This window comes from Klebsiella sp. GB_Kp047, assembly GCF_040065235.1.
GTDB lineage: Bacteria > Pseudomonadota > Gammaproteobacteria > Enterobacterales > Enterobacteriaceae > Klebsiella > Klebsiella quasipneumoniae.
In genome coordinates, this window is record NZ_JBEAJG010000033.1 from 100104 (window position 1) to 120994 (window position 20891).

Consider the following 20891-nt stretch of genomic DNA (forward strand, 5'->3'; position numbering starts at 1 on the left):
AAGGGGAACTCCTGCGCAAAACTCAGCAATTTATTACTCCCCATATTAAGCCAATAATGAATCCCGATGAAGCGAGGAGGTGAATATGATGAGGTCTACCGCAAAATCGTTCTACCAGCGCTACTTTTCTGCGACGCAGAAAGCGTCCTGGCTGGCCCGCCTGATGGCAGGACGACAGCAGGAAATCCTGGGCGAACTGATGCAGTGGGGAGTGACGTCAAAGACCTCTGATCATTGACTTGCAGACATCATGTGTGACTGAGTATTGGTGTTATACTCGTCGTTTTTCAAGCTGCAGGTGCGCGCGCTTGCCCGGGTCTATCGCTGTCGATGCTCCCAGAGCCTATGTTCTGGCCGCGTGAATCGCCCCTACGGGACTCACCCTTTCGGAGCCAGCGTAAGCGCTGCGCAAAACGGTTAACCGTTTGTCCTGCAACGTGAAATCCACAGAGTATAGAATCACCCGCCAGCAGAAAGCCTCTGCTGGCTTTTTTCGTTTACTTCGCGTGTGTTAAGGACATTTCATGCTGTGGTTGATGACGATGGGACGACGGCTAAACGGCGTCTATGCCGCCTTTATGCTGGTTGCTTTTATGATGGGCGTGGCGGGCGCATTGCAGGCGCCGACGTTGAGTTTGTTTCTCAGCCGCGAAGTGGGGGCGCAGCCGTTCTGGGTGGGCCTGTTCTACACCGTGAATGCGATAGCCGGGATCCTGGTGAGTCTGGCACTGGCCAAGCGCTCCGATAGCCGCGGCGACCGGCGGCGGTTAATTATGTTCTGCTGTCTGATGGCGGTAGGCAATGCGCTGCTGTTTGCCTTCAACCGCCACTATCTGACGCTGATCACCTGTGGGGTGATGCTGGCATCCATCGCTAACGCCGCCATGCCGCAGCTCTTTGCCCTGGCGCGGGAATATGCCGACAGCTCGGCGCGGGAAGTGGTGATGTTCAGCTCGGTCATGCGTGCCCAGCTGTCTCTGGCGTGGGTGATTGGCCCGCCGCTGGCCTTTATGCTGGCGCTCAACTATGGCTTTACCACCATGTTCTCTATTGCGGCGGGCATCTTTGCGATCAGCCTGGCGCTGATTGCGGTCAAACTGCCCTCGGTTCCGCGCGTGGAACAGCCCTCGGAAGAGGCGGAGGCGCTGGCGCAGGCCGGCGGCTGGCAGGACAAGAATGTGCGGATGCTGTTTATCGCCTCCACCCTGATGTGGACCTGCAACACCATGTATATCATTGATATGCCGCTGTGGATCAGCAGCGATCTCGGGCTTCCCGACAGTCTGGCCGGGATCCTGATGGGCACCGCCGCCGGCCTGGAAATTCCGGCGATGATCCTCGCCGGCTACTACGTGAAGCGCTTTGGTAAACGTAAAATGATGGTAGCGGCGGTGGCGGCCGGTGTGCTGTTTTATCTGGGGCTGATCCTGTTTCATGGCCGAACGGCGCTGCTGGCCCTGCAGCTGTTCAACGCCATTTTTATCGGCATAATCGCCGGGATCGGCATGCTGTGGTTCCAGGATTTAATGCCGGGACGCGCGGGGGCGGCGACCACCCTGTTTACCAACAGTATTTCCACTGGCGTGATCCTCGCCGGCGTGATGCAGGGGGCGCTGTCGCAGAGCTATGGCCACGCCAGCGTCTACTGGACGATCGCCGCGATTTCGCTGGTGACGCTGTTTTTAACCAGCAAGGTGAAAGATATCTGACCGTCCTCTTCGCCCCGGCGTGCAATTCGCCGGGGCCGCCGTCTTTACTTCAGTTCGATTCGCTTGATGTCGCCGATGATAAAAATGTAGGCAATCACGCCGATCAGCGCCGTCAGGCCGACGTAGATCAGTGCGTAAAAGAAGTTACCCGTTGCGGAGATAATCACGCCAATTATCAGTGGGGCTATAATCGACGCCATATTAGCGCAGAAATTAAATATCCCGCCGGTCAGGCCTGCCATATTTTCCGGGGCAATATCAGAAATTAACGTCCAGCCCAGACCAACCATTCCCTGACCAAAAAATGCCACTGACATAATAATAATAACGGTGCTGTTGGCGCTCACCCAGTTCGCCGCAATAATACAGCTGGAGAGTAATAATCCGGAAATTATTGGTAACTTCCGACTGATATTGACGGAGCCGGTTCGCTTCAGCAGTCGGTCCGAGATCCAGCCGCCGAAGAGGATGCCGATGGCGGCGGCGAGAAACGGCCAGGTGGCGAAGAAGCCAACGTGCAGCCAGGGAAGATGGCGCTCGTTGGCCAGATAGCTGGGAAACCACGTCAGGAAAAACACCAACGTGGTGTTGCCCGCAAACTGACCCAGACTGGCGCCGAGGATCTGGCGACAGCCCAGCAGGCGCCTGGCGTCACGCCAGTTAAATGGAACGTTCTGGATTTTATTGTTAATACCGTTTGCGCCGATATAATCCAGCTCCGCTTGATTAGCCGTGCGCGATTCATGGGGTTCGTGATAAAAACGCCACCACACCAAAGTAAATAAAATACCTAATCCTCCGGTGAGGAAAAAAAGCGTTCTCCAGCCGTGATGTTCGAGGATTAAAAATAACAGCGGTGAGAAGGCCGCCAGTCCTATATATTCACCAACCGTATATGTTGCCGTCGCCCGTGCGCGCTCATGCTGCGGGAACCAGGTGCTGACGATGCGGCTGTTGGCCGGGAAGCAGGGCGCTTCACTGACGCCAAGTCCCAGGCGCAGAAGCAGCAGAGATTTAAGCCCGAGGGTGAAACTTTGCAGCAGGGTAAACAGCGACCAGAAGAAAATTGACAGGGCATAGGTCAGTTTGTTGCCGAAGCGGTCTAAAAACATGCCGCCGGGGATCTGCGCCAGGGCATAGGTCCAGGCAAAGGCGGAGAAAATGATGCCCATCATCGCCGGATCGATATGAATTTCCTGGGTTAACTGTGGGGCAACGATACCGAGGATGGTGCGGTCGAGATAATTGATCATCGTTCCGACGGACAACAGCAGTAAAATAACTATCCGAACGCGGCTTCTTTTTTTCGTCCCTGATGAGGAAGTGAGGACTTCCTGAGAGTTTGACATACTCATAGCGAGATCCTTTAAAGTTTAAAATATTTTTGCATATATTTGTATATGCAAAAATATCTCCGGGAACTATAGGTAGTATCTATGAATGGCAACGCTTTGTGGCACATTCATACGCTTCAGAAAATAATATTTGATATACCGCCGATATTTACCCGCTCATGCGCATTATTGGTGGCTTGCATGGTATATTAGCATCAGTGGATTTATTCTTATATTATACGGGCAAAAATAATGAACCTAAAGCAACTTTATTATTTTAAACGTCTGTCTGAAACTGAACATTATACCGAAGCGGCCTCCAGTCTGTGCATCACTCAGCCTTCGCTAAGCCATGCGATATCAGAGCTGGAGAAGGAGTTAGGGGTCGCGCTGTTCGCCAGACAGGGACGGAACGTTAAAATTACGCAAAACGGCAAGCGTTTTCTGCCGTATGTCGAAGATGCCCTGGCCTCACTGGAAAATGGCCGCACAGTTTTGCAAAAAAACGGCGCTGAAAATAAAGAAAACATTCGTATCGCCTTTATTTACACGATGGGCGAATATGTTGTTCCGCAGTTAATTAATAAATATTCTCTTTCACCTGAGTTTCACAATGTGACTTTTTCTTTTACTCAAGGGACCTCGCTGACGCTGTTGCAGGAGCTGAAAGCGGGAAAAGTCGATCTGGCGATCTGCTCTTATATTGCCGATGAGCCCGATATCGATTTTATTCCGGTTATTCAGCAGGAGCTGGTGGTGGTGACCGCCAGGGATCATCCGCTGGCCCGTCTGTATGAACATGAAGTCGACCTCGTGGAGACGATTCATTATCCCTATATCTATTTTTCAGAAAATAGCGGCTTACGTCCGTTTATCGATAATGTATTTATGCAGCAAAAGCTGGTGCCGGAGATTGCCTGCTACGTGGAAGAGGATACCGCGATGGCCGGGCTGGTCAGCATTGACTACGGGATCGCGATCATGCCGCGGATCTCGGCGCTCTCCCATTACAACGTCCATATCCTGAAGATTAAAAACACCCTCCCTCCGCGCTATATCTATCTGGCGACCATGAAAGACCGGGGACTTTCCCCGGCGCTGCAGTCGTTTAAAAATGTGGTCATCCACGACAGCCAGAAGATCTGTTAGCGAATAGCCCGGAGTGGTCCTCCGGGCTAAGGGGTTATCAGGAGAGAATATCCATCACTTCACGCAGCTTATTGATGGCGATCTGTCCCGGCGCGGAAGCTTGACCCACGGTACCGAAGGTCATGGCTGAGCCAAAAAGACGCCCGGTCACCCGGCTGACGCCGCCTGATTTTCCCATCGACATGGTGATCAGCGGGCGGGTGGCATACTTCTCTTTCATGGTCAGCGTGGCGGCGAGCAGGGTCAGAACGTCCTGCGGCGATTGCGGCATCACCGCGATCTTCGGCAGATCGGCACCCAGATCCTGCATGCGGCGCAGGCGATAGATGATATCTTCCTGGGCGGGGGTTTTATGAAAATCATGGTTACTCATGATCACTTTGACGCCCGCGGCATGCGCATCGTCAACCAGCGCGCGGATCTTCGCTTCATCATTGAACAGCTCGACATCGATGACATCAACCAGTCCACTGCTCGCCGCTTCGCGGTTGAGCGCGAAGTAGGCATCGTCGCTGAGCTCGGTCTCGCCGCCTTCTTTCTTGCTGCGGAAGGTGAACAGCAACGGCAGGGCTTTCAGCGCACCACGGATTTCCGCCAGCGCGGCCATCACCTGGGCCATCTCTCTGACCTGCGTAAAGTGATCAACGCGCCATTCGATGATATCGGCGCCGGCGTCGACCAGGCCGTGGGCGTTACCCAGTATTTCATCCAGCGTTTTGCCGATCAGCGGTACACAAATTAAGGTTTCCCCTTCCTGGAAGGTGATGTTCTTTACGGTAACTGCATTTGTCATGTAGGCATCCATTATTATTCGCGTTGAACCTCAGGCGGTGACTGCGGTGGGTGATACTTTTTGCGCCGCCCGAGCCTGCAGTTGACGATAGCCGATGTACAGGGCGATCACAAAGCCGATCACGGCGATCGCAAAATCAAACCACATAATGCTGGCAATACTGATCTGCGAAAGTTTGGCGGTGATCAGCGGGATCGTGAAGCTGGCGATACTGCCGGCGGTGTAGAAGATCCCGGTTGCCTTGCCTTTCCCGTTCGGGAAGCTCATCGCCATGATCGTCGCTCCCAGCTGTAGCACTCCGCCCGCGGCGGCAAAGCCGATGACAAAGGCGAAGCCGGTAACCATCATCGGCGTCGGGAACAGGCACACCAGCAGCAGCGAGACCATCGACAGGCCAGTATAGATGATCATGGCGACGGCAGAGCTGAACACCTCTTTGACGAAGGCAGCAGTCACGAAGACGCAGACCAACGACCCAACGGTATAGATGCTGAGCAGCTTAATCGCCGAGGCATAGGGCAGCCCGACCACGAACTGGCCGTACTGCGCCAGCCACTGGCTGACCAGATAGAACGTCGCCATGCCGATATAGCCGTACAGCGTGAAGATCATCATATCCAGTTTGTTGGCCTGCGGACGGGCGAACGTTTCCGCCTGTGGCTCAGGAGATTCCTCTTTTTTCGCTGCCTGGCTGTCAGGGAATGGCATTTTAAGCAGGTAAATCCCGCTCAGTACAAAGAGCGCCGCCGCAATCACGAACGACCAGCCGAACCATAGATTCGCCCAGATCAGGAAGCTGATAATGAACGGCAGCAGGAACTGCCCGGCGGAAACGAAGGCTTTGATCAGCACGTTGGCCCGGCTGGCGGAGTGCGGGAAAGATTCCATCAGCGCCGGATAGGTGCCGGAGTCGAGGAAGCTGTTCGCCAGGCCCGCCATAATGCCGAAGACATAGGCCAGATAGATATTTTTGGTCAGCAGAATGCCGACGAAAAAGATCAGGTAGCTCAGGATCCCCAGATAGATAAAGGGCTTGCGACCGAAGCGATCCGAGAGAAATCCGGTCACGATGGTCGCTAACTTACCAATACCTAACGAGGAGATAACGATCGATACGCCGGCTTTATCTGTTCCCCACTGTTCCTGAAGATGGGCCATGTTGAGGGTGATTAACAGCACCCCCATGCCGTGGATCAGGTAGTTGAGGTACAGCCCTGCCGCGGTAGGGACGTATTTATTTTTCATCGCTTGCCCCTTAGAACAGGATGCTTTTGATGTAATCAACCGGCATCTGTTTACCCGTCCAGATTTCGAACGCGCGCGCGCCTTGCCACAGCATCATCCCGAGGCCGTTTAGCGTGCGGCAGCCTTTTTTCTCAGCCACTTCCAGCAGGTGGGTTTTGCGCGGGTTGTATACGACGTCGGAGACGATCAGATCCGGACGCAGGAAGCTGTCGTCCGGCAGCAGCATCTGGCCTTCGAACGGCTTCATGCCGACCCCGGTGGCATTGGTCAGGATCACGCTGCTATCGATTTCGGCACGCAGTTTGTCATGATCGTCAAGATCGAACAGATGGATCTCACAGCGCGTGTTGTTGCGGATCTTGGCGACCGTTTCTTCGGCGTTGGCGAAGAATTTATCGCGACGGTTGAAGATGGAGATCGCCTTCACGCCATCCAGTGCCGCCTGGACGCAGAGTGCGGTCGCCGCGCCGCCGGCACCGAGCACGGTCATCTTCTTGCCAATGATATCGATACCCGCTTCGCTAAGGGCGCGCATATAGCCGGTGCCGTCGGTGATATGCCCGGTCAGGACGCCGTCGTCATTGACCACGGTATTCACCGCCCCGACCAGCTGCGCCGCCGGCGACAGCTTATCGAGATACTGGCAAATCTCGGTTTTGTTCGGCATAGAGACATTAAAGCCGCGCAGCTTCAAAGCCCGGAAGCCCTGGACAACGTCTTTCAGCTCCTGATTACCGACTTCAAAAGCCAGGTAGACGTAGTCCAGCCCGAGATGGGCGAAAGCCTCGTTGTGCATGGTGGGCGACATGCTGTGGCGAATCGGGGTGGCGATCAGACCAATCAGCTCAGTGTGTCCAGTAATACGTTCTGCCATGACAAAAATCCTCAATAAGTTAGAAAGGGAATTCGTTGTGCTTCGCGGCTGCCCAGCGCACCCATGTCTTCGAGGGTGTCCAGCACGTTGCGGCCTTCGCGGATGCCGTCGATAATGCGTCGCGCTATCACGCTGTCGCCGATATTCATGATTTTGACGTTATTGGCATTGGCCCAGCGTTCGATCTCGTCGAGACCCGTCCGGTTGGCGCGCATCCCCAGACAGACAAAGCCGTAGTCGAAGGGGATATCGAAGGTGTGCTGTGTATTTTTCACCTGGAAATGGTCGGCAGCCACCGCCATCAGTTGCGTATTCATGTGCTGTTCGACCTGGTGCTCGTCGAGCATGGTCAACATGGCATTCTTGGTAATGATGTCGAGATCGCGACCGGCGGCGTCCTGCATTTCGATTAAGACCGCCTGCGCGCCGCGAGCGGTAAAGTATTCGATGACGTCGAGGCCAACGGCGCCCGCGCCGACAACGGCGATGCGTTTGCCCTCGACATGGGTAAATTTCGCCAGATTGTCGATCATGCCGGTAATGGAGAAGACTTTGCCTTCCGCGGCGTCAATATTCTCCCGCAGTCCAGCAATGGGCGGCAGCAGGGGGGTTGAGCCGGTGGCATTGACGATCAGATGTGGACGCAGGGCGGAAACCGAGGCCACGTCTGCCCGTTTGCCGACCTGCAGCATCAGGTTGTCCAGCGCGGCGATGCGGTTTTTCATAAACTGCGGGAAATCCGCGATGCGTTTTTTCTCCGGCAGACGGGCGATATCGCTGGCGAGACCGCCGACGTGATTTTTCGCCTCCAGCAGCCAGGTGTGGCAACCGACTTCCGCCGCCGTGCAGGCGGCCTCCATCCCGGCAGTGCCGGCGCCGATGACGACCACGTTCGTTTCGCGATTAACGCGCCGCGTTTTGTAGGCATCGCCGTGAATGATGTCCGGGTTAATTGAACAGCGCAGCGGGCGCGAGCGGGCGATGCGATGGTCGGCGCAGCCGATGTTGCAGGAGATGCATTTGCGCATCAGGCGCTCTTTACCGCTTTGCACCTTCTGCACCCACTCCGGCTCGGCAATCAGACCGCGACCAATGGCAATGAGATCGGCATCGCCGCTGGCGAGGATATCCTCGGCCACCTGCGGGGTACGGATATTGCCGGCGATGACCGTGGGCTTATGGAATTTATCGCGCACCGCGCGGGAGAGGTAACGCTTCCAGCCATCCTCCAGCGACATCTGGTCGATTTGCAGATTCAGGTTGTCGTTCTGCGCCGCCGAGACGTTGATGATATCGACCTTCTCCTGACAGAGCTCAAGGATGCGCAAGGAATCTTCGAGGGTATTGCCGCCTTTGAGGAAGTCGTCGGCGCTGATGCGCAGGCTGACCGGAAAACGTGGCCCGACGCAGGCGCGAACTTTATCGACAATCAGACCTAATATTCGAGTGCGGTTTTCGACGCTGCCGCCAAATTCATCGGTGCGTTTGTTAAATAACGGCGATAAAAACTGGCTAATTAAATAGGAGTGGCCGGCATGAATTTCGACGCAGTCAAAACCCGCGCGACGAACGCGCTCTGCGGCGTCCCCGAATTTTTCCACCGCGTGATAAATTTCCTCATGGGTCATTGGCCGCGGAATATTACCGTGCTTTTTCGAGGGCGTCGTCGAGGAGGAGAGCGGTGTCTGACCCTCGAGGCGGTAGGCATAAGCGGAAGCGCCAGCGTGATTTAACTGAATGGATACGCAGGCGCCGTGTTTATGCAGGGTCTCGGTTAATTTAAACAGCCGCGGGATATATTGATCGTTATCGATCCGCAGCTGGGTGGTGCCGTTGGAAGCGAAAGGGAAATCAATACAGATGTTTTCGATGGTGATAAGACCGGTTCCGCCTTTGGCCCGCAGTTCGTAGTATTCCAGCTGTTCCTGCGAGACCTCGCCATTGAGCGTAGCCATATTGGTGCCCATCGGGGGCATAATAATGCGGTTTTTTAGCGTCATGCCGTTGATGGTCAACGGACTGAAAAGGTGCGGATAGTGGCTCATCTCTTCTCTCCACAGGAGGCCGGGAGGCCGCTATGCGGGGGCCCGGGCGTGTCCTTAGTTAATATTTCTCTGTGGGAAAAGATAGCGAGGGGAAAAATTGAAAAATAATGCTTTTTTTTGCTGTGAGCTATAGGGGGTCTCTATGAGATTAACGCTTCTTTCACATTGTTATATTTTTATATTAAACACTCATACCTTATTTTTACTTGCAGTGAAGGGTTAATACATAAACCGCGCAGGTCAGGGGGAAGAAAGCGAAATCATTCGTCTTTATCGCGTGGGGCAGGCCAACGTCATGGGCTGACGTTCGAAGAATTAATATTGTTTTTTGTGCGTGAGATCTCAATTTTCTGCCGCAATAAATTAAAAAGCCCGGTCAAATGACCGGGCGCGAAGCTTAATTCATAAACGCCGGCAGCTTGTGCTCATAGTCGGAAATCGCCGCTTCATGTTGCAGCGTCAGGCCGATGCTATCCAGGCCATTAAGCATGCAGTGGCGACGGAAATCGTCGATCTTAAAGCTGTAGGTTTTATCCCCCGCTTTCACCACCTGCGCTTCCAGGTCCACTTCAAACGTAATGCCCGGGTTGGCCTGCACCAGTCTGAACAGCTCGTCGACCTGCTCATCGCTCAGCGTCACCGGCAGCAGCTGGTTGTTGAAGCTGTTGCCGTAGAAAATATCGGCAAAGCTTGGGGCGATAACGACTTTAAAACCGTAATCGGTCAGCGCCCACGGCGCATGCTCGCGGGAGGAGCCGCAGCCGAAGTTTTCCCGCGCCAGCAGGATAGAGGCGCCTTTGTACTCAGGAAAGTTCAGCACGAACTCCGGGTTCGGCTGTTGACCTTTATCATCGAGGAAGCGCCAGTCGTTGAACAGGTGCGCGCCAAAGCCGGTGCGGGTCACTTTCTGCAGAAACTGCTTGGGAATAATCGCGTCGGTATCGACGTTTGCAGCATCCAGCGGAACCACCAGGCCGGTATGTTGGGTAAATTTCTCTGCCATGATGGTCTCCTTACTTCAGATTACGGATATCGGCGAAATGGCCGGTCACAGCCGCCGCCGCGGCCATTGCCGGGCTCACCAGGTGCGTGCGTCCGCCGCGGCCCTGACGGCCTTCAAAATTACGGTTGCTGGTGGAGGCGCAGCGCTCGCCCGGGTTCAGGCGGTCGTTGTTCATCGCCAGACACATCGAGCAGCCCGGTAAGCGCCACTCAAAGCCGGCTTCGATAAAGATCTTATCCAGGCCTTCCGCTTCCGCTTGCGCTTTCACCGGACCGGAACCTGGTACCACCAACGCCTGGACGCCCGGCGCCACTTTACGCCCTTTGGCGATTTCCGCCGCGGCGCGCAAATCTTCGATACGCGAGTTGGTACAGGAGCCGATGAACACTTTATCGATAGCCACTTCCGTCAGCGGGATGCCGGATTTCAGTCCCATATAGGCCAGCGCTTTCTCAGCGCTGGCGCGTTCCACCGGGTCGCTGAATGACGCAGGATCGGGGATATTATCGGTGACCGAAATCACCTGGCCTGGGTTGGTGCCCCAGGTCACCTGCGGAGCAATCTCAGCCGCCTGCAGCGTCACCACGGTGTCAAATGTGGCGCCGTCGTCGGTTTTCAGGGTTTTCCAGTACGCCACCGCATCGTCAAAATCTTTGCCTTTCGGCGCGTGCAGACGGCCGCGTACGTAATTGAAGGTGGTTTCATCCGGCGCGACCAGGCCCGCTTTGGCGCCCATCTCGATCGCCATGTTGCACAGGGTCATGCGACCTTCCATGCTCAGATCGCGGATCGCTTCGCCGCAGAATTCCACCACGTGGCCGGTGCCGCCGGCGCTGCCGGTTTTACCAATGATCGCCAACACGATATCTTTGGCGGTGATGCCCGGCGCCGCTTTGCCTTGCACTTCGATTTTCATGGTTTTCGCACGACCCTGTTTCAGGGTCTGGGTCGCCAGCACATGTTCCACTTCGGAAGTGCCGATGCCGAAGGCCAGCGCGCCGAACGCGCCGTGGGTGGCGGTATGGGAGTCGCCGCATACAATGGTCATCCCCGGCAAGGTCACCCCTTGTTCCGGGCCCATTACGTGAACGATGCCCTGGTACGGGTGATTCAGGTCGTACAGCTCAACGCCGAACTCTTTACAGTTCTTAATCAGCTCCTGCATCTGAATGCGGGCCATCTCGCCGGACGCGTTAATGTCTTTGGTCTGCGTCGAGACGTTGTGATCCATGGTGGCGAAGGTTTTACCCGGCTGGCGCACCTGGCGGCCGTGGGCGCGCAGGCCGTCAAAGGCCTGCGGGGAGGTAACTTCATGCACCAGATGGCGGTCGATATACAACAGCGGGGTTTCGTTTTGCGCCTCATACACCACGTGCGCATCAAACAATTTTTCGTATAACGTCTTCGCCATGATTACACCCCTTCTGCGACATAGCGGGCAATGATATCGCCCATTTCATCAGTGCTGACCGCCGCCGTGCCGCGCGCTAAGTCGCCGGTACGAACCCCTTCCTCCAGAGCGCGGTTAATCGCGCTTTCAATTGCGCTCGCCGCCTCGTTAGCGTCAAGGCTATAGCGCAGCAGCAGCGCCAGGGAGAGGATCTGCGCGATCGGGTTAGCGATATTTTTGCCAGCGATATCCGGCGCCGAGCCGCCTGCAGGCTCGTACAGGCCGAAACCTTGTTCGTTAAGGCTGGCGGACGGCAGCATACCCATCGAGCCGGTGATCATTGCGCACTCGTCGGAGAGGATGTCGCCGAACAGGTTGGAGCACAGCAGCACGTCGAACTGAGACGGATCTTTAATCAGCTGCATGGTGGCGTTATCGATATACATATGCGCCAGCTCAACGTCCGGATACTCTTTGCCGATCTCACTGACGATTTCGCGCCACAGAATAGAGGACTGCAGAACGTTGGCTTTATCGATGGAGGTCACTTTGTGACGACGTTTACGGGCAGATTCAAAAGCGATGCGCGCGATACGTTCGATTTCAAAGCGGTGATACACCTCGGTATCAAAAGCTTTCTCATGCTGACCGCTGCCTTCGCGGCCTTTCGGCTGGCCGAAGTAGATGCCGCCGGTCAGTTCGCGAACGCAGAGAATGTCGAAGCCGTTGGCGGCGATGTCGGCGCGCAGCGGGCAGAACTCTTCCAGCCCCTGATACAGTTTGGCCGGGCGCAGGTTGCTGAACAGTTTGAAGTGTTTACGCAGCGGCAGCAGGGCGCCGCGCTCTGGCTGTTCTGCGGGCGGCAGGTGTTCCCACTTCGGGCCGCCAACGGAGCCGAACAGGATCGCGTCCGCCTGCTCGCATCCGGCGACCGTCGCCTGCGGCAGGGGAGTTCCCTGGCGGTCGATGGCCGCGCCGCCGACGTCGTACTGGCTGGTGGTAATGTGCATGGCAAAACGTTGGCGCACGGCTTCCAGTACTTTCATCGCCTGGTTCATCACTTCCGGGCCAATGCCATCACCCGGCAAAACGGCAATATGGTAATTCTTCGACATTACACGGTTTCCTTATTGTTCTCTTTATTCTGAGCTTTGCGTTGCAATTCTTTTTCGACTTCGGCGGCGCGCCAGATGTTGTTCAGCACATGAACCATCGCTTTGGCTGACGACTCTACGATATCCGTTGCCAGACCAACGCCGTGGAAACGGCGGCCGTTGTAGTCAACGACGATATCCACCTGGCCCAGGGCGTCTTTGCCGTGGCCTTTCGCGCTTAAGCCATATTTCACTAATTCAATGTTGTAATTGGTGACGCGGTTAATCGCCTGGTAGATAGCATCGACCGGACCGTTGCCGTTGGCGGCTTCAGTTTTGATCTCATCCCCGCAGACCAGTTTGATCGAGGCGGTGGCGATATCGCTGGAGCCGGACTGAACGTTGAAGTAATCCAGGCGGAAATGCTCTGGCTCTTCCTGCTGCTTGTTGATAAAGGCCAGCGCTTCCAGATCGTAATCGAAGACCTGTCCTTTTTTGTCCGCCAGCTTCAGGAACGCGTCATACAGATGATCCAGGTTGTAATCGCTCTCCTGGTAGCCCATCTCTTCCATCCGGTGTTTCACCGCCGCGCGGCCGGAACGGGAGGTCAGGTTCAACTGCACCTGGTTCAGACCGATGGATTCCGGGGTCATGATCTCGTAGTTTTCGCGGTTCTTCAGCACGCCGTCCTGGTGGATACCGGAGGAGTGGGCGAAGGCGCCGGTGCCGACGATGGCTTTGTTCGCCGGGATCGGCATGTTGCAGATCTGGCTGACGGTCTGGCTGGTGCGCCAGATTTCATGGTGGTTGATATTGGTGTGCACGTTCATGATGTCTTTGCGCACTTTAATCGCCATGATGACCTCTTCCAGCGCGCAGTTGCCGGCGCGCTCGCCGATACCGTTCATCGCGCCTTCTACCTGGCGAGCTCCGGCGTGGACCGCGGCGAGGGCGTTGCCGACGGCAATGCCCAGGTCATCATGGGTGTGAACGGAGATAATGGCTTTGTCGATATTCGGTACGCGCTCATACAGGCCGCTGATAATGTTGGCGTACTCGAACGGCATGGTGTAGCCGACGGTATCCGGAATATTTATGGTGGTGGCGCCAGCGTTAATCGCTGCTTCCACGACGCGAGCCAGGTCAGCTATTGGCGTACGGCCGGCGTCTTCACAGGAGAATTCGACATCGTTAGTGTAATTGCGCGCCCGCTTCACCATATAAACCGCTCGCTCAATGACTTCATCCAGGGTGCTGCGCAGTTTGGTGGCGATATGCATCGGCGAGGTGGCGATGAAGGTGTGGATACGGAACGCTTCGGCCACCTTTAAGGATTCCGCCGCCACGTCGATATCTTTCTCAACGCAACGCGCCAGAGCGCATACGCGGCTGTTTTTGATGGTGCGCGCGATGGTCTGCACGGATTCAAAATCGCCCGGAGAAGAAACCGGGAAACCGACTTCCATCACGTCAACACCCATGCGCTCGAGGGCCAGAGCGATCTGCAGCTTCTCTTTGACACTCAGGCTTGCCTGTAACGCTTGTTCGCCATCACGTAAGGTCGTATCGAAAATAATGACTTGCTGGCTCATGGTTTGGATCCTTAGTCTGTGTCCTGGCGCCTTGTTGACGAGCATAAAAAAACCCGCGCCAAGGCGCGGGTTTTATAGTCTTGCTGGAAGATGACTTAACGCTGAACGTCGCCCAACAGCCTACCGCGCAAATGGCATGCGTTTAGTAGTAGTAGGCTGGTGATGCGAGTGGTGCGAATCATTGCGTCAAACTCCAGATGAAATCGTTATGCTTTTAGAGTTACTGGATAGCCGTTTCAAAGTCAACCCCTGGCATGGAAAAAGCGTTTTTGGTCCACGGCGTGAATTAGCTAATTGTGCTGATGTTTGCCCTTTTTTGCCGAAGATCCTTTTTTGGCCCTGCGGGAGCGCACTGGGATATGTTTCATTTGACAATGTACTTTGCATTAAAGGCTTCGCTCACGATGCGCCGCGAGCGAGGCGGCAAAAAATCGCTATCTAAATGAAAAGATTATATTTATTTTTCGTGTGAATATCTCCACCCCTTAACGGCTCTTTTTTCAATGATAAATGGTTGTTAATTTTATGGGGTAGAAAATAAAATGCTTTATTATTGCTTAAGTTACAGTTAATCATTGGTGTTGTTTTTATTTTTCTGAATTATGGTTAAACTCATCATCATTAAGTAACTAGTATGGTTTGAGCAGTTCACCTATTCCGGCGGTACCGGATTTACACTGCCACTCATAGCCTTGATATATTCCTAAAATACACCTTTGCTATTTTGCAAATGTGATTAGCATGATAAATGATATTTTCGCCGCTAATCATAGCGGTTTAGCAAAGGGAATTCATCGTGACGGCGGAACTAGATATGTTAATTGAAAGTCCAGAATATAAATCAGCCCCCGGACAGGAAGTCGTAAAACCTCAACTACGGATGGTTGATCTCAATCTGCTTACCGTTTTTGATGCGGTTATGCAGGAACAGAATATTACCCGTGCCGCCCATACGCTCGGCATGTCTCAACCGGCGGTGAGCAACGCGGTTTCACGTCTGAAAGTGATGTTTAATGATGAGCTGTTTGTGCGCTATGGCCGCGGTATTCAGCCGACGGCGCGGGCCTATCAGCTCTTTGGCTCAGTGCGTCAGGCGCTGCAGCTGGTGCAAAACGAATTGCCAGGCTCCGGTTTTGAACCCTTGAGCAGTGAGCGTGTTTTCAATCTGTGCGTCTGTAGCCCGCTGGATAACATCCTGACGTCGGTAATTTTTAATAAAGTCGCCGAAATCGCGCCCAATATTCATTTAGTCTTTAAATCAGCGCTTAATCAAAATACGGAACATCAGTTACGTTATCAGGAAACGGAATTTGTGATCGGTTATGAAGAGTTTCGTCGTCCTGAATTTGCCTGTGTACCGCTATTCAAAGATGAAATGGTTCTGGTGGCTAGCCGCAACCATCCGCGTATCTCCGGACCGGTGATGGAGGCTGATATTTATCGCGAGGAGCATGCCGCGGTGGCTCTCGATCGGTATGCCTCATTCAGTCTGCCGTGGTATGACACCGCCGATAAACAAGCGCGCATCGCATATCAAGGTAATGCGATGGTCAGCGTATTAAACGTGGTGTCGCAAACGCAGATGGTGGCCATTGCGCCGCGCTGGCTGGCAAATGAGTTTGCCGATAAGTTAGCGCTGCAAATATTACCTCTGCCGCTGAAGGTGAATAGCCGGACCTGCTATCTCTCCTGGCACGAAGCGGCGGGTCGCGATAAAGGCCATCAGTGGATGGAAGAGCTGCTGGTGGATATTTGTCAGCGCTGAGCCGATGGCAATGATCATGAAAGGGGCTTCGGCTCCTTTTTTTATATGATTGAATTACAAGAATGCAGAATTTTATGCTGTTTACCCTTTCAGTTGCTCTCCGCCCGTTAACAAAAAATGGATCAATTCCTGCTATCGCGCCTTTTCTCCGAGTATTTACTATTCTCTTTTCTTATCTCTGAAGCATTCCACCATATTTTCCTCTCTCCGCTTGTTTTTCTTCTTATTCCACTTAGAAAGCCCCTGTCGTGGCGAATTGCCTGCCTGCTGGCGAGCAGTTATGGTAGTGGCATGCAGTCCATTCACCTCAGTGCGGAGGGGTACCCCTTCGCATCGTGCGAGCGCGCGGAAATTGAGTTCCGCTGTCGTAAAACAATAAGCCTGGAGGCAAACCATGGAGATGTTGTCAGGAGCCGAGATGGTCGTCCAATCGCTTGTCGATCAGGGCGTCAAGCAAGTATTCGGCTATCCCGGAGGCGCAGTCCTCGATATCTATGATGCGTTACATACCCTTGGCGGTATCGATCATGTGCTGGTTCGCCACGAGCAGGCGGCGGTGCATATGGCGGATGGTCTGGCGCGAGCGACCGGGGAGGTCGGTGTGGTGCTGGTGACCTCAGGGCCTGGGGCGACGAACGCCATCACCGGTATCGCGACGGCCTATATGGACTCTATCCCGCTGGTGATCCTCTCAGGGCAAGTGGCGACATCGCTTATCGGCTACGATGCCTTCCAGGAGTGCGACATGGTGGGGATTTCCCGCCCGGTGGTGAAGCACAGTTTCCTGGTGAAGCAGACCGAAGATATTCCCGGCGTGCTGAAGAAAGCCTTCTGGTTAGCGGCCAGCGGTCGCCCCGGGCCGGTGGTGGTCGATCTGCCGAAGGATATACTCAATCCGGCGAAGAAACTGCCGTACGTCTGGCCAGACGCGGTCAGCATGCGCTCGTATAACCCGACGACCAGCGGCCATAAAGGCCAGATTAAACGCGCCCTGCAGACCCTGGTGGCGGCGAGCAAGCCGGTCGTCTACGTCGGCGGCGGGGCGATCAATGCGCAATGCGAACCACAGCTGCGCGAACTGGTGGAAAAGCTGAAGCTGCCGGTGGCCTCCTCCCTGATGGGGCTGGGCGCTTTCCCGGCGACGCACTCGCAGGCGTTGGGGATGCTGGGCATGCACGGCACCTATGAAGCCAACATGACCATGCACCATTCAGACGTGATTTTTGCCGTCGGCGTTCGCTTTGACGATCGGACCACCAATAACCTGGCCAAATACTGTCCGAACGCGACTGTGCTGCATATTGATATCGATCCGACCTCAATCTCGAAAACCGTGCCGGCAGATGTGCCGATCGTCGGCGATGCCCGGCTGGTGCTGGAACAGATGCTGGAGCTGCTGGAACAGGAAGAGGCGCAGCAGCCGCTGGACGATATTCGCGACTGGTGGCTACAGATTGAGCAGTGGCGCGCCCGCCATTGTCTGCGCTACGACGACCAGAGCGATAAGATCAAACCGCAGGCGGTGATTGAAACGATCTGGCGACTGACCCAGGGCGATGCCTATGTCACTTCCGATGTGGGTCAGCACCAGATGTTCGCCGCCCTTTATTACCCCTTCGACAAACCGCGGCGCTGGATTAACTCCGGTGGTCTCGGCACCATGGGCTTTGGCCTACCGGCAGCGCTGGGGGTCAAAATGGCTCTGCCGGACGAAATGGTCGTCTGCGTGACCGGTGACGGCAGTATCCAGATGAATATTCAGGAACTTTCTACCGCGCTGCAATATGAACTGCCGGTCCTGGTGCTTAACCTCAACAACCGCTATCTGGGGATGGTGAAGCAGTGGCAGGATATGCTCTATTCCGGGCGCCACTCGCAGTCCTATATGGAGTCGCTGCCGGACTTTGTGCGTCTGGCGGAAGCCTATGGCCACGTTGGCATCCGCATCAGTGAGCCACAGGAACTGGAGACGAAGCTTGCTGAAGCCCTGGAGCAGGTGCGACAGCGCCGGCTGGTGTTTGTCGATGTCACCGTCGACGGCAGTGAGCATGTGTACCCCATGCAGATCCGCGGCGGCGGCATGGATGAAATGTGGTTGAGCAAAACGGAGAGGACCTGATTATGCGCCGGATATTATCGGTATTACTGGAAAACGAATCGGGCGCATTGTCCCGCGTTATCGGCCTCTTTTCCCAGCGCGGCTATAATATAGAAAGCCTGACTGTCGCGCCGACAGACGATCCGACCCTCTCCAGGATGACCATCCAGACCGTGGGCGATGAAAAAGCGATCGAGCAGATTGAAAAGCAACTGCACAAGCTGGTGGATGTCCTGCGGGTCAGCGAGCTGGGGCAGGGGGCTCATGTCGAACGTGAAATCATGCTGGTGAAGGTCCAGGCCAGCGGTTACGGCCGTGAAGAAGTGAAGCGCAACACCGAAATCTTTCGTGGACAGATTATCGACGTGACGCCTTCTATCTATACCGTCCAGCTCGCCGGCACCAGCGATAAGCTCGACGCCTTCCTGGCCTCGCTGCGCGATGTCGCTCGGATCGTGGAAGTGGCTCGCTCCGGCGTGGTCGGCCTGTCTCGCGGTGATAAAATCATGCGCTGAGGATCGGGAATTGATGCAAAAATAGCCCGGCAGCGACTGTCGGGCTTTTTTTTTGCGAAATCAGTAGGAACTGTAAGCGAAAGCGGTTGCTGCGCTAACTATTCTGCGTTTAGATGTTATAAAAAGGGTTCCATACCTGAATAATGGTTATGTTTGGCACTTCTTACCCAAGGGGCAATTGTGAAACTGGATGAAATCGCCCGGCTGGCCGGTGTTTCAAGAACCACCGCGAGCTATGTGATTAATGGCAAAGCGAAGCAGTACCGCGTAAGCGACAAGACGGTCGAAAAGGTGATGGCTGTCGTGCGAGAGCACAACTATCATCCGAATGCGGTCGCTGCTGGCCTGCGTGCAGGACGCACACGCTCTATCGGTCTGGTGATCCCGGATCTGGAAAACACCAGCTATACCCGCATTGCAAATTATCTGGAGCGGCAGGCGCGCCAGCGCGGCTATCAGCTGCTGATTGCCTGCTCGGAGGATCAGCCCGATAACGAAATGCGCTGTATCGAGCATCTGCTACAGCGCCAGGTGGACGCCATCATTGTTTCCACCTCGCTGCCGCCGGAGCACCCTTTCTACCAGCGCTGGGCTAACGATCCGTTTCCGATTGTCGCCCTCGACCGCGCCCTTGATCGCGAGCACTTCACCAGCGTCGTCGGCGCTGATCAGGATGACGCCGAGATGCTCGCCGCCGAGCTGCGGACTTTTCCAGGCGAAACGGTGCTTTATCTTGGCGCGCTGCCGGAACTGTCGGTGAGCTTCCTGCGCGAGCAAGGCTTCCGTAAAGCCTGGCAGGACGATCCGCGTGAGGTGCATTATCTCTATGCCAACAGCTATGAGCGAGAAGCGGCGGCCCAGCTGTTTGAAAAATGGCTTGAAACCCATCCGATGCCGCAGGCGCTGTTTACCACCTCTTTCCCGCTGCTGCAGGGCGTCATGGATGTGACGCTGCGCCGTGAGGGTAAACTGCCTTCCGAGCTGGCGATCGCCACCTTCGGCGATAATGAGCTGCTCGATTTCCTGCAGTGTCCGGTACTGGCCGTGGCCCAGCGCCATCGCGATGTTGCTGAGCGGGTGCTCGAGATCGTCCTCGCTAGCCTCGATGAACCGCGCAAGCCGAAACCAGGCCTCAGCCGTATTCGTCGTAATCTTTATCGCCGCGGCAGCCTGAATCGCCGTTAAGGGCGCAATATCGTCAGCATCCAGGATTATTCCTGGCAGGCCTGCCAGAGAGCGGGCCGCTGGCGATAAATCAGGCAACTGACGTCCAGAATGCAAAACTGAATATATTTCAGACAAATCCTTAAACTTCTTTACGCGTTATTTTGTTTTATTCCCTGGCAATCGTTTTGTGACTCAAAACAGGACACAAAAAATGATGGTGCAGGCTTTAATTGTATTATTTTGTTACATTCACCAGGTTAATTGCTGAATTAACACCCATTTTGTTCGCCACCACCGTTCTCCCCTGCCTTATCCCGCGCCTGGTCCACCCCTCAGGCAGCAACAGGTACTGTTAACGGCCGGCATAATGGCCTAAAATGCCGCTCGCGTCGCAAACTGACACTTTATATTTTCCCGCCGAAGATATTTTGTTGTTTATAACTGTTACGAGTTTGTTGGTTATTTTCTTACACGTATTCATAACGTTAATTTGCCTCGCCTGTTGATGATTTTTTCATCAGGGCTAATGTCGGCTGTAAATAATGGGTTTTTGAGCTCCGTTGGCATTCGTGCTGGCTTGACAAGCTTTTCCTCCGCTCCGTAAACTCCTTCTGGTGGGAATTTGTGGGATAAAGTGGCGAAAAGGGGTGAGGCTGGCATGTTCCGTGGAGCAACGTTAGTCAATCTCGACAGCAAAGGCCGCCTGGCTGTGCCAACGCGCTATCGCGATGGGCTGATCGAGGACGCTGCCGGTCAATTGGTATGCACCATTGACATTCATCACCCGTGCCTGCTGCTTTATCCATTGCCTGAATGGGAAGTCATCGAGCAGAAATTGTCGCGTTTATCGAGCATGAATCCCGTTGAGCGGCGCGTACAGCGTTTGCTTCTGGGTCATGCCAGCGAATGTCAGATGGATAATGCCGGTCGCTTGCTGATTGCGCCGGTGTTACGGCAGCATGCCGGGCTGACAAAAGAAGTGATGCTGGTCGGGCAGTTTAATAAATTTGAACTGTGGGACGAAACGACCTGGTATCAACGGGTCAAGGAAGATATCGACGCTGAGCAGTCCGCGACCGGTGAACTGTCGGAGCGCCTGCAGGATTTGTCTTTATAAA

General features: G+C 54.8%; 18 protein-coding genes. 8 read left to right on the forward strand and 10 right to left on the reverse strand.

The genetic code is table 11. The annotated features are described in order from the left end of the window. Positions 1-85: 85 nt before the first annotated feature. Both sgrT and ABLV76_RS14860 read left to right on the forward strand, forming a co-directional pair. Positions 86-238: a glucose uptake inhibitor SgrT gene (gene sgrT / locus ABLV76_RS14855; RefSeq protein WP_348878369.1), complete on the forward strand. Its 153-nt coding sequence runs from the start codon at positions 86-88 to the stop codon at positions 236-238. 286 nt (positions 239-524) lie between these two features. After that, positions 525-1709 carry a sugar efflux transporter gene (locus ABLV76_RS14860; protein ID WP_023319717.1) on the forward strand — a complete coding sequence of 395 codons (1185 nt, stop codon included), beginning with the start codon at positions 525-527 and terminating at the stop codon, positions 1707-1709. Between the two features lie 44 nt (positions 1710-1753). On the opposite strand, the gene ABLV76_RS14865 is transcribed toward ABLV76_RS14860, so the two are convergent. After that, entirely contained in the window at positions 1754-3064 is a 1311-nt protein-coding gene (locus tag ABLV76_RS14865) for an MFS transporter (RefSeq protein WP_004204313.1), read from the reverse strand. Positions 3065-3295: 231 nt separating this feature from the next. Between ABLV76_RS14865 and ABLV76_RS14870 the strand changes: the two genes are divergently transcribed. Next, positions 3296-4192 carry a LysR family transcriptional regulator gene (locus tag ABLV76_RS14870; RefSeq protein WP_004204315.1) on the forward strand — a complete coding sequence of 299 codons (897 nt, stop codon included), beginning with the start codon at positions 3296-3298 and terminating at the stop codon, positions 4190-4192. A gap of 37 nt (positions 4193-4229) precedes the next feature. On the opposite strand, the gene aroD is transcribed toward ABLV76_RS14870, so the two are convergent. The 9 genes from aroD to leuL form a co-directional block, all read right to left on the reverse strand. Further along, entirely contained in the window at positions 4230-4985 is a 756-nt protein-coding gene (gene aroD / locus ABLV76_RS14875; protein WP_101839076.1) for a type I 3-dehydroquinate dehydratase, read from the reverse strand. Between the two features lie 30 nt (positions 4986-5015). Next, positions 5016-6230, reverse strand: coding sequence for an MFS transporter (locus ABLV76_RS14880; protein WP_062914367.1), 1215 nt, complete (start codon positions 6228-6230; stop codon positions 5016-5018). Positions 6231-6240: 10 nt separating this feature from the next. Further along, on the reverse strand, positions 6241-7104 hold the full coding sequence (locus ABLV76_RS14885; protein WP_017901194.1) for a shikimate dehydrogenase: 864 nt from the start codon (positions 7102-7104) through the stop codon (positions 6241-6243). An 11-nt stretch (positions 7105-7115) separates the two neighbouring features. After that, entirely contained in the window at positions 7116-9149 is a 2034-nt protein-coding gene (locus ABLV76_RS14890; RefSeq protein ID WP_049116629.1) for an FAD-dependent oxidoreductase, read from the reverse strand. Positions 9150-9546: 397 nt separating this feature from the next. Then, on the reverse strand, positions 9547-10152 hold the full coding sequence (gene leuD / locus ABLV76_RS14895) for a 3-isopropylmalate dehydratase small subunit (protein ID WP_004204321.1): 606 nt from the start codon (positions 10150-10152) through the stop codon (positions 9547-9549). A 10-nt stretch (positions 10153-10162) separates the two neighbouring features. Further along, complete coding sequence (gene leuC, locus ABLV76_RS14900) at positions 10163-11563, reverse strand: 3-isopropylmalate dehydratase large subunit (protein ID WP_004177417.1); 1401 nt, start codon at positions 11561-11563, stop codon at positions 10163-10165. A gap of 2 nt (positions 11564-11565) precedes the next feature. Further along, positions 11566-12657 (reverse strand): 3-isopropylmalate dehydrogenase, encoded by a 1092-nt coding sequence (gene leuB, locus ABLV76_RS14905; protein ID WP_017901193.1) that lies wholly within the window; start codon positions 12655-12657, stop codon positions 11566-11568. After that, the gene (gene leuA / locus ABLV76_RS14910; RefSeq protein WP_004204323.1) at positions 12657-14228 is read right to left on the reverse strand and encodes a 2-isopropylmalate synthase; all 1572 of its coding nucleotides are present in this window, start codon (positions 14226-14228) and stop codon (positions 12657-12659) included. Before leuA ends, leuB begins: the two co-directional genes overlap by 1 nt. Positions 14229-14323: 95 nt before the next feature. Continuing rightward, entirely contained in the window at positions 14324-14410 is an 87-nt protein-coding gene (gene leuL / locus ABLV76_RS14915) for a leu operon leader peptide (RefSeq protein ID WP_017901192.1), read from the reverse strand. Positions 14411-15024: 614 nt separating this feature from the next. Between leuL and leuO the strand changes: the two genes are divergently transcribed. The 5 genes from leuO (at position 15025) to mraZ (ending at position 20890) form a co-directional block, all read left to right on the forward strand. After that, positions 15025-15993 carry a transcriptional regulator LeuO gene (leuO, locus tag ABLV76_RS14920; protein WP_072140386.1) on the forward strand — a complete coding sequence of 323 codons (969 nt, stop codon included), beginning with the start codon at positions 15025-15027 and terminating at the stop codon, positions 15991-15993. Positions 15994-16387: 394 nt separating this feature from the next. Continuing rightward, positions 16388-18112 carry an acetolactate synthase 3 large subunit gene (gene ilvI / locus ABLV76_RS14925; RefSeq protein ID WP_017901190.1) on the forward strand — a complete coding sequence of 575 codons (1725 nt, stop codon included), beginning with the start codon at positions 16388-16390 and terminating at the stop codon, positions 18110-18112. A gap of 2 nt (positions 18113-18114) precedes the next feature. Next, entirely contained in the window at positions 18115-18606 is a 492-nt protein-coding gene (ilvN, locus tag ABLV76_RS14930; protein ID WP_002888536.1) for an acetolactate synthase small subunit, read from the forward strand. 180 nt (positions 18607-18786) lie between these two features. Further along, positions 18787-19791, forward strand: a complete 1005-nt coding sequence (gene cra / locus ABLV76_RS14935; protein ID WP_004145952.1) for a catabolite repressor/activator — start codon at positions 18787-18789, stop codon at positions 19789-19791. A gap of 640 nt (positions 19792-20431) precedes the next feature. Beyond that, positions 20432-20890, forward strand: a complete 459-nt coding sequence (gene mraZ, locus ABLV76_RS14940; protein WP_004204327.1) for a division/cell wall cluster transcriptional repressor MraZ — start codon at positions 20432-20434, stop codon at positions 20888-20890. Position 20891: the final 1 nt, after the last annotated feature.

Coding starts and splice junctions, on each gene's coding strand:
- ilvI (WP_017901190.1), top strand. CDS start 16,388: ATGGAGATGTTGTCAGGAGCCGAGATGGTCGTCCAATCGCTTGTCGAT.
- aroD (WP_101839076.1), bottom strand. CDS start 4,985: ATGACAAATGCAGTTACCGTAAAGAACATCACCTTCCAGGAAGGGGAA.
- ABLV76_RS14880 (WP_062914367.1), bottom strand. CDS start 6,230: ATGAAAAATAAATACGTCCCTACCGCGGCAGGGCTGTACCTCAACTAC.
- leuL (WP_017901192.1), bottom strand. CDS start 14,410: ATGATTCGCACCACTCGCATCACCAGCCTACTACTACTAAACGCATGC.
- ilvN (WP_002888536.1), top strand. CDS start 18,115: ATGCGCCGGATATTATCGGTATTACTGGAAAACGAATCGGGCGCATTG.
- ABLV76_RS14890 (WP_049116629.1), bottom strand. CDS start 9,149: ATGAGCCACTATCCGCACCTTTTCAGTCCGTTGACCATCAACGGCATG.
- leuC (WP_004177417.1), bottom strand. CDS start 11,563: ATGGCGAAGACGTTATACGAAAAATTGTTTGATGCGCACGTGGTGTAT.
- mraZ (WP_004204327.1), top strand. CDS start 20,432: ATGTTCCGTGGAGCAACGTTAGTCAATCTCGACAGCAAAGGCCGCCTG.
- ABLV76_RS14860 (WP_023319717.1), top strand. CDS start 525: ATGCTGTGGTTGATGACGATGGGACGACGGCTAAACGGCGTCTATGCC.
- leuA (WP_004204323.1), bottom strand. CDS start 14,228: ATGAGCCAGCAAGTCATTATTTTCGATACGACCTTACGTGATGGCGAA.
- ABLV76_RS14870 (WP_004204315.1), top strand. CDS start 3,296: ATGAACCTAAAGCAACTTTATTATTTTAAACGTCTGTCTGAAACTGAA.
- ABLV76_RS14885 (WP_017901194.1), bottom strand. CDS start 7,104: ATGGCAGAACGTATTACTGGACACACTGAGCTGATTGGTCTGATCGCC.
- ABLV76_RS14865 (WP_004204313.1), bottom strand. CDS start 3,064: ATGAGTATGTCAAACTCTCAGGAAGTCCTCACTTCCTCATCAGGGACG.
- leuB (WP_017901193.1), bottom strand. CDS start 12,657: ATGTCGAAGAATTACCATATTGCCGTTTTGCCGGGTGATGGCATTGGC.
- sgrT (WP_348878369.1), top strand. CDS start 86: ATGATGAGGTCTACCGCAAAATCGTTCTACCAGCGCTACTTTTCTGCG.
- leuD (WP_004204321.1), bottom strand. CDS start 10,152: ATGGCAGAGAAATTTACCCAACATACCGGCCTGGTGGTTCCGCTGGAT.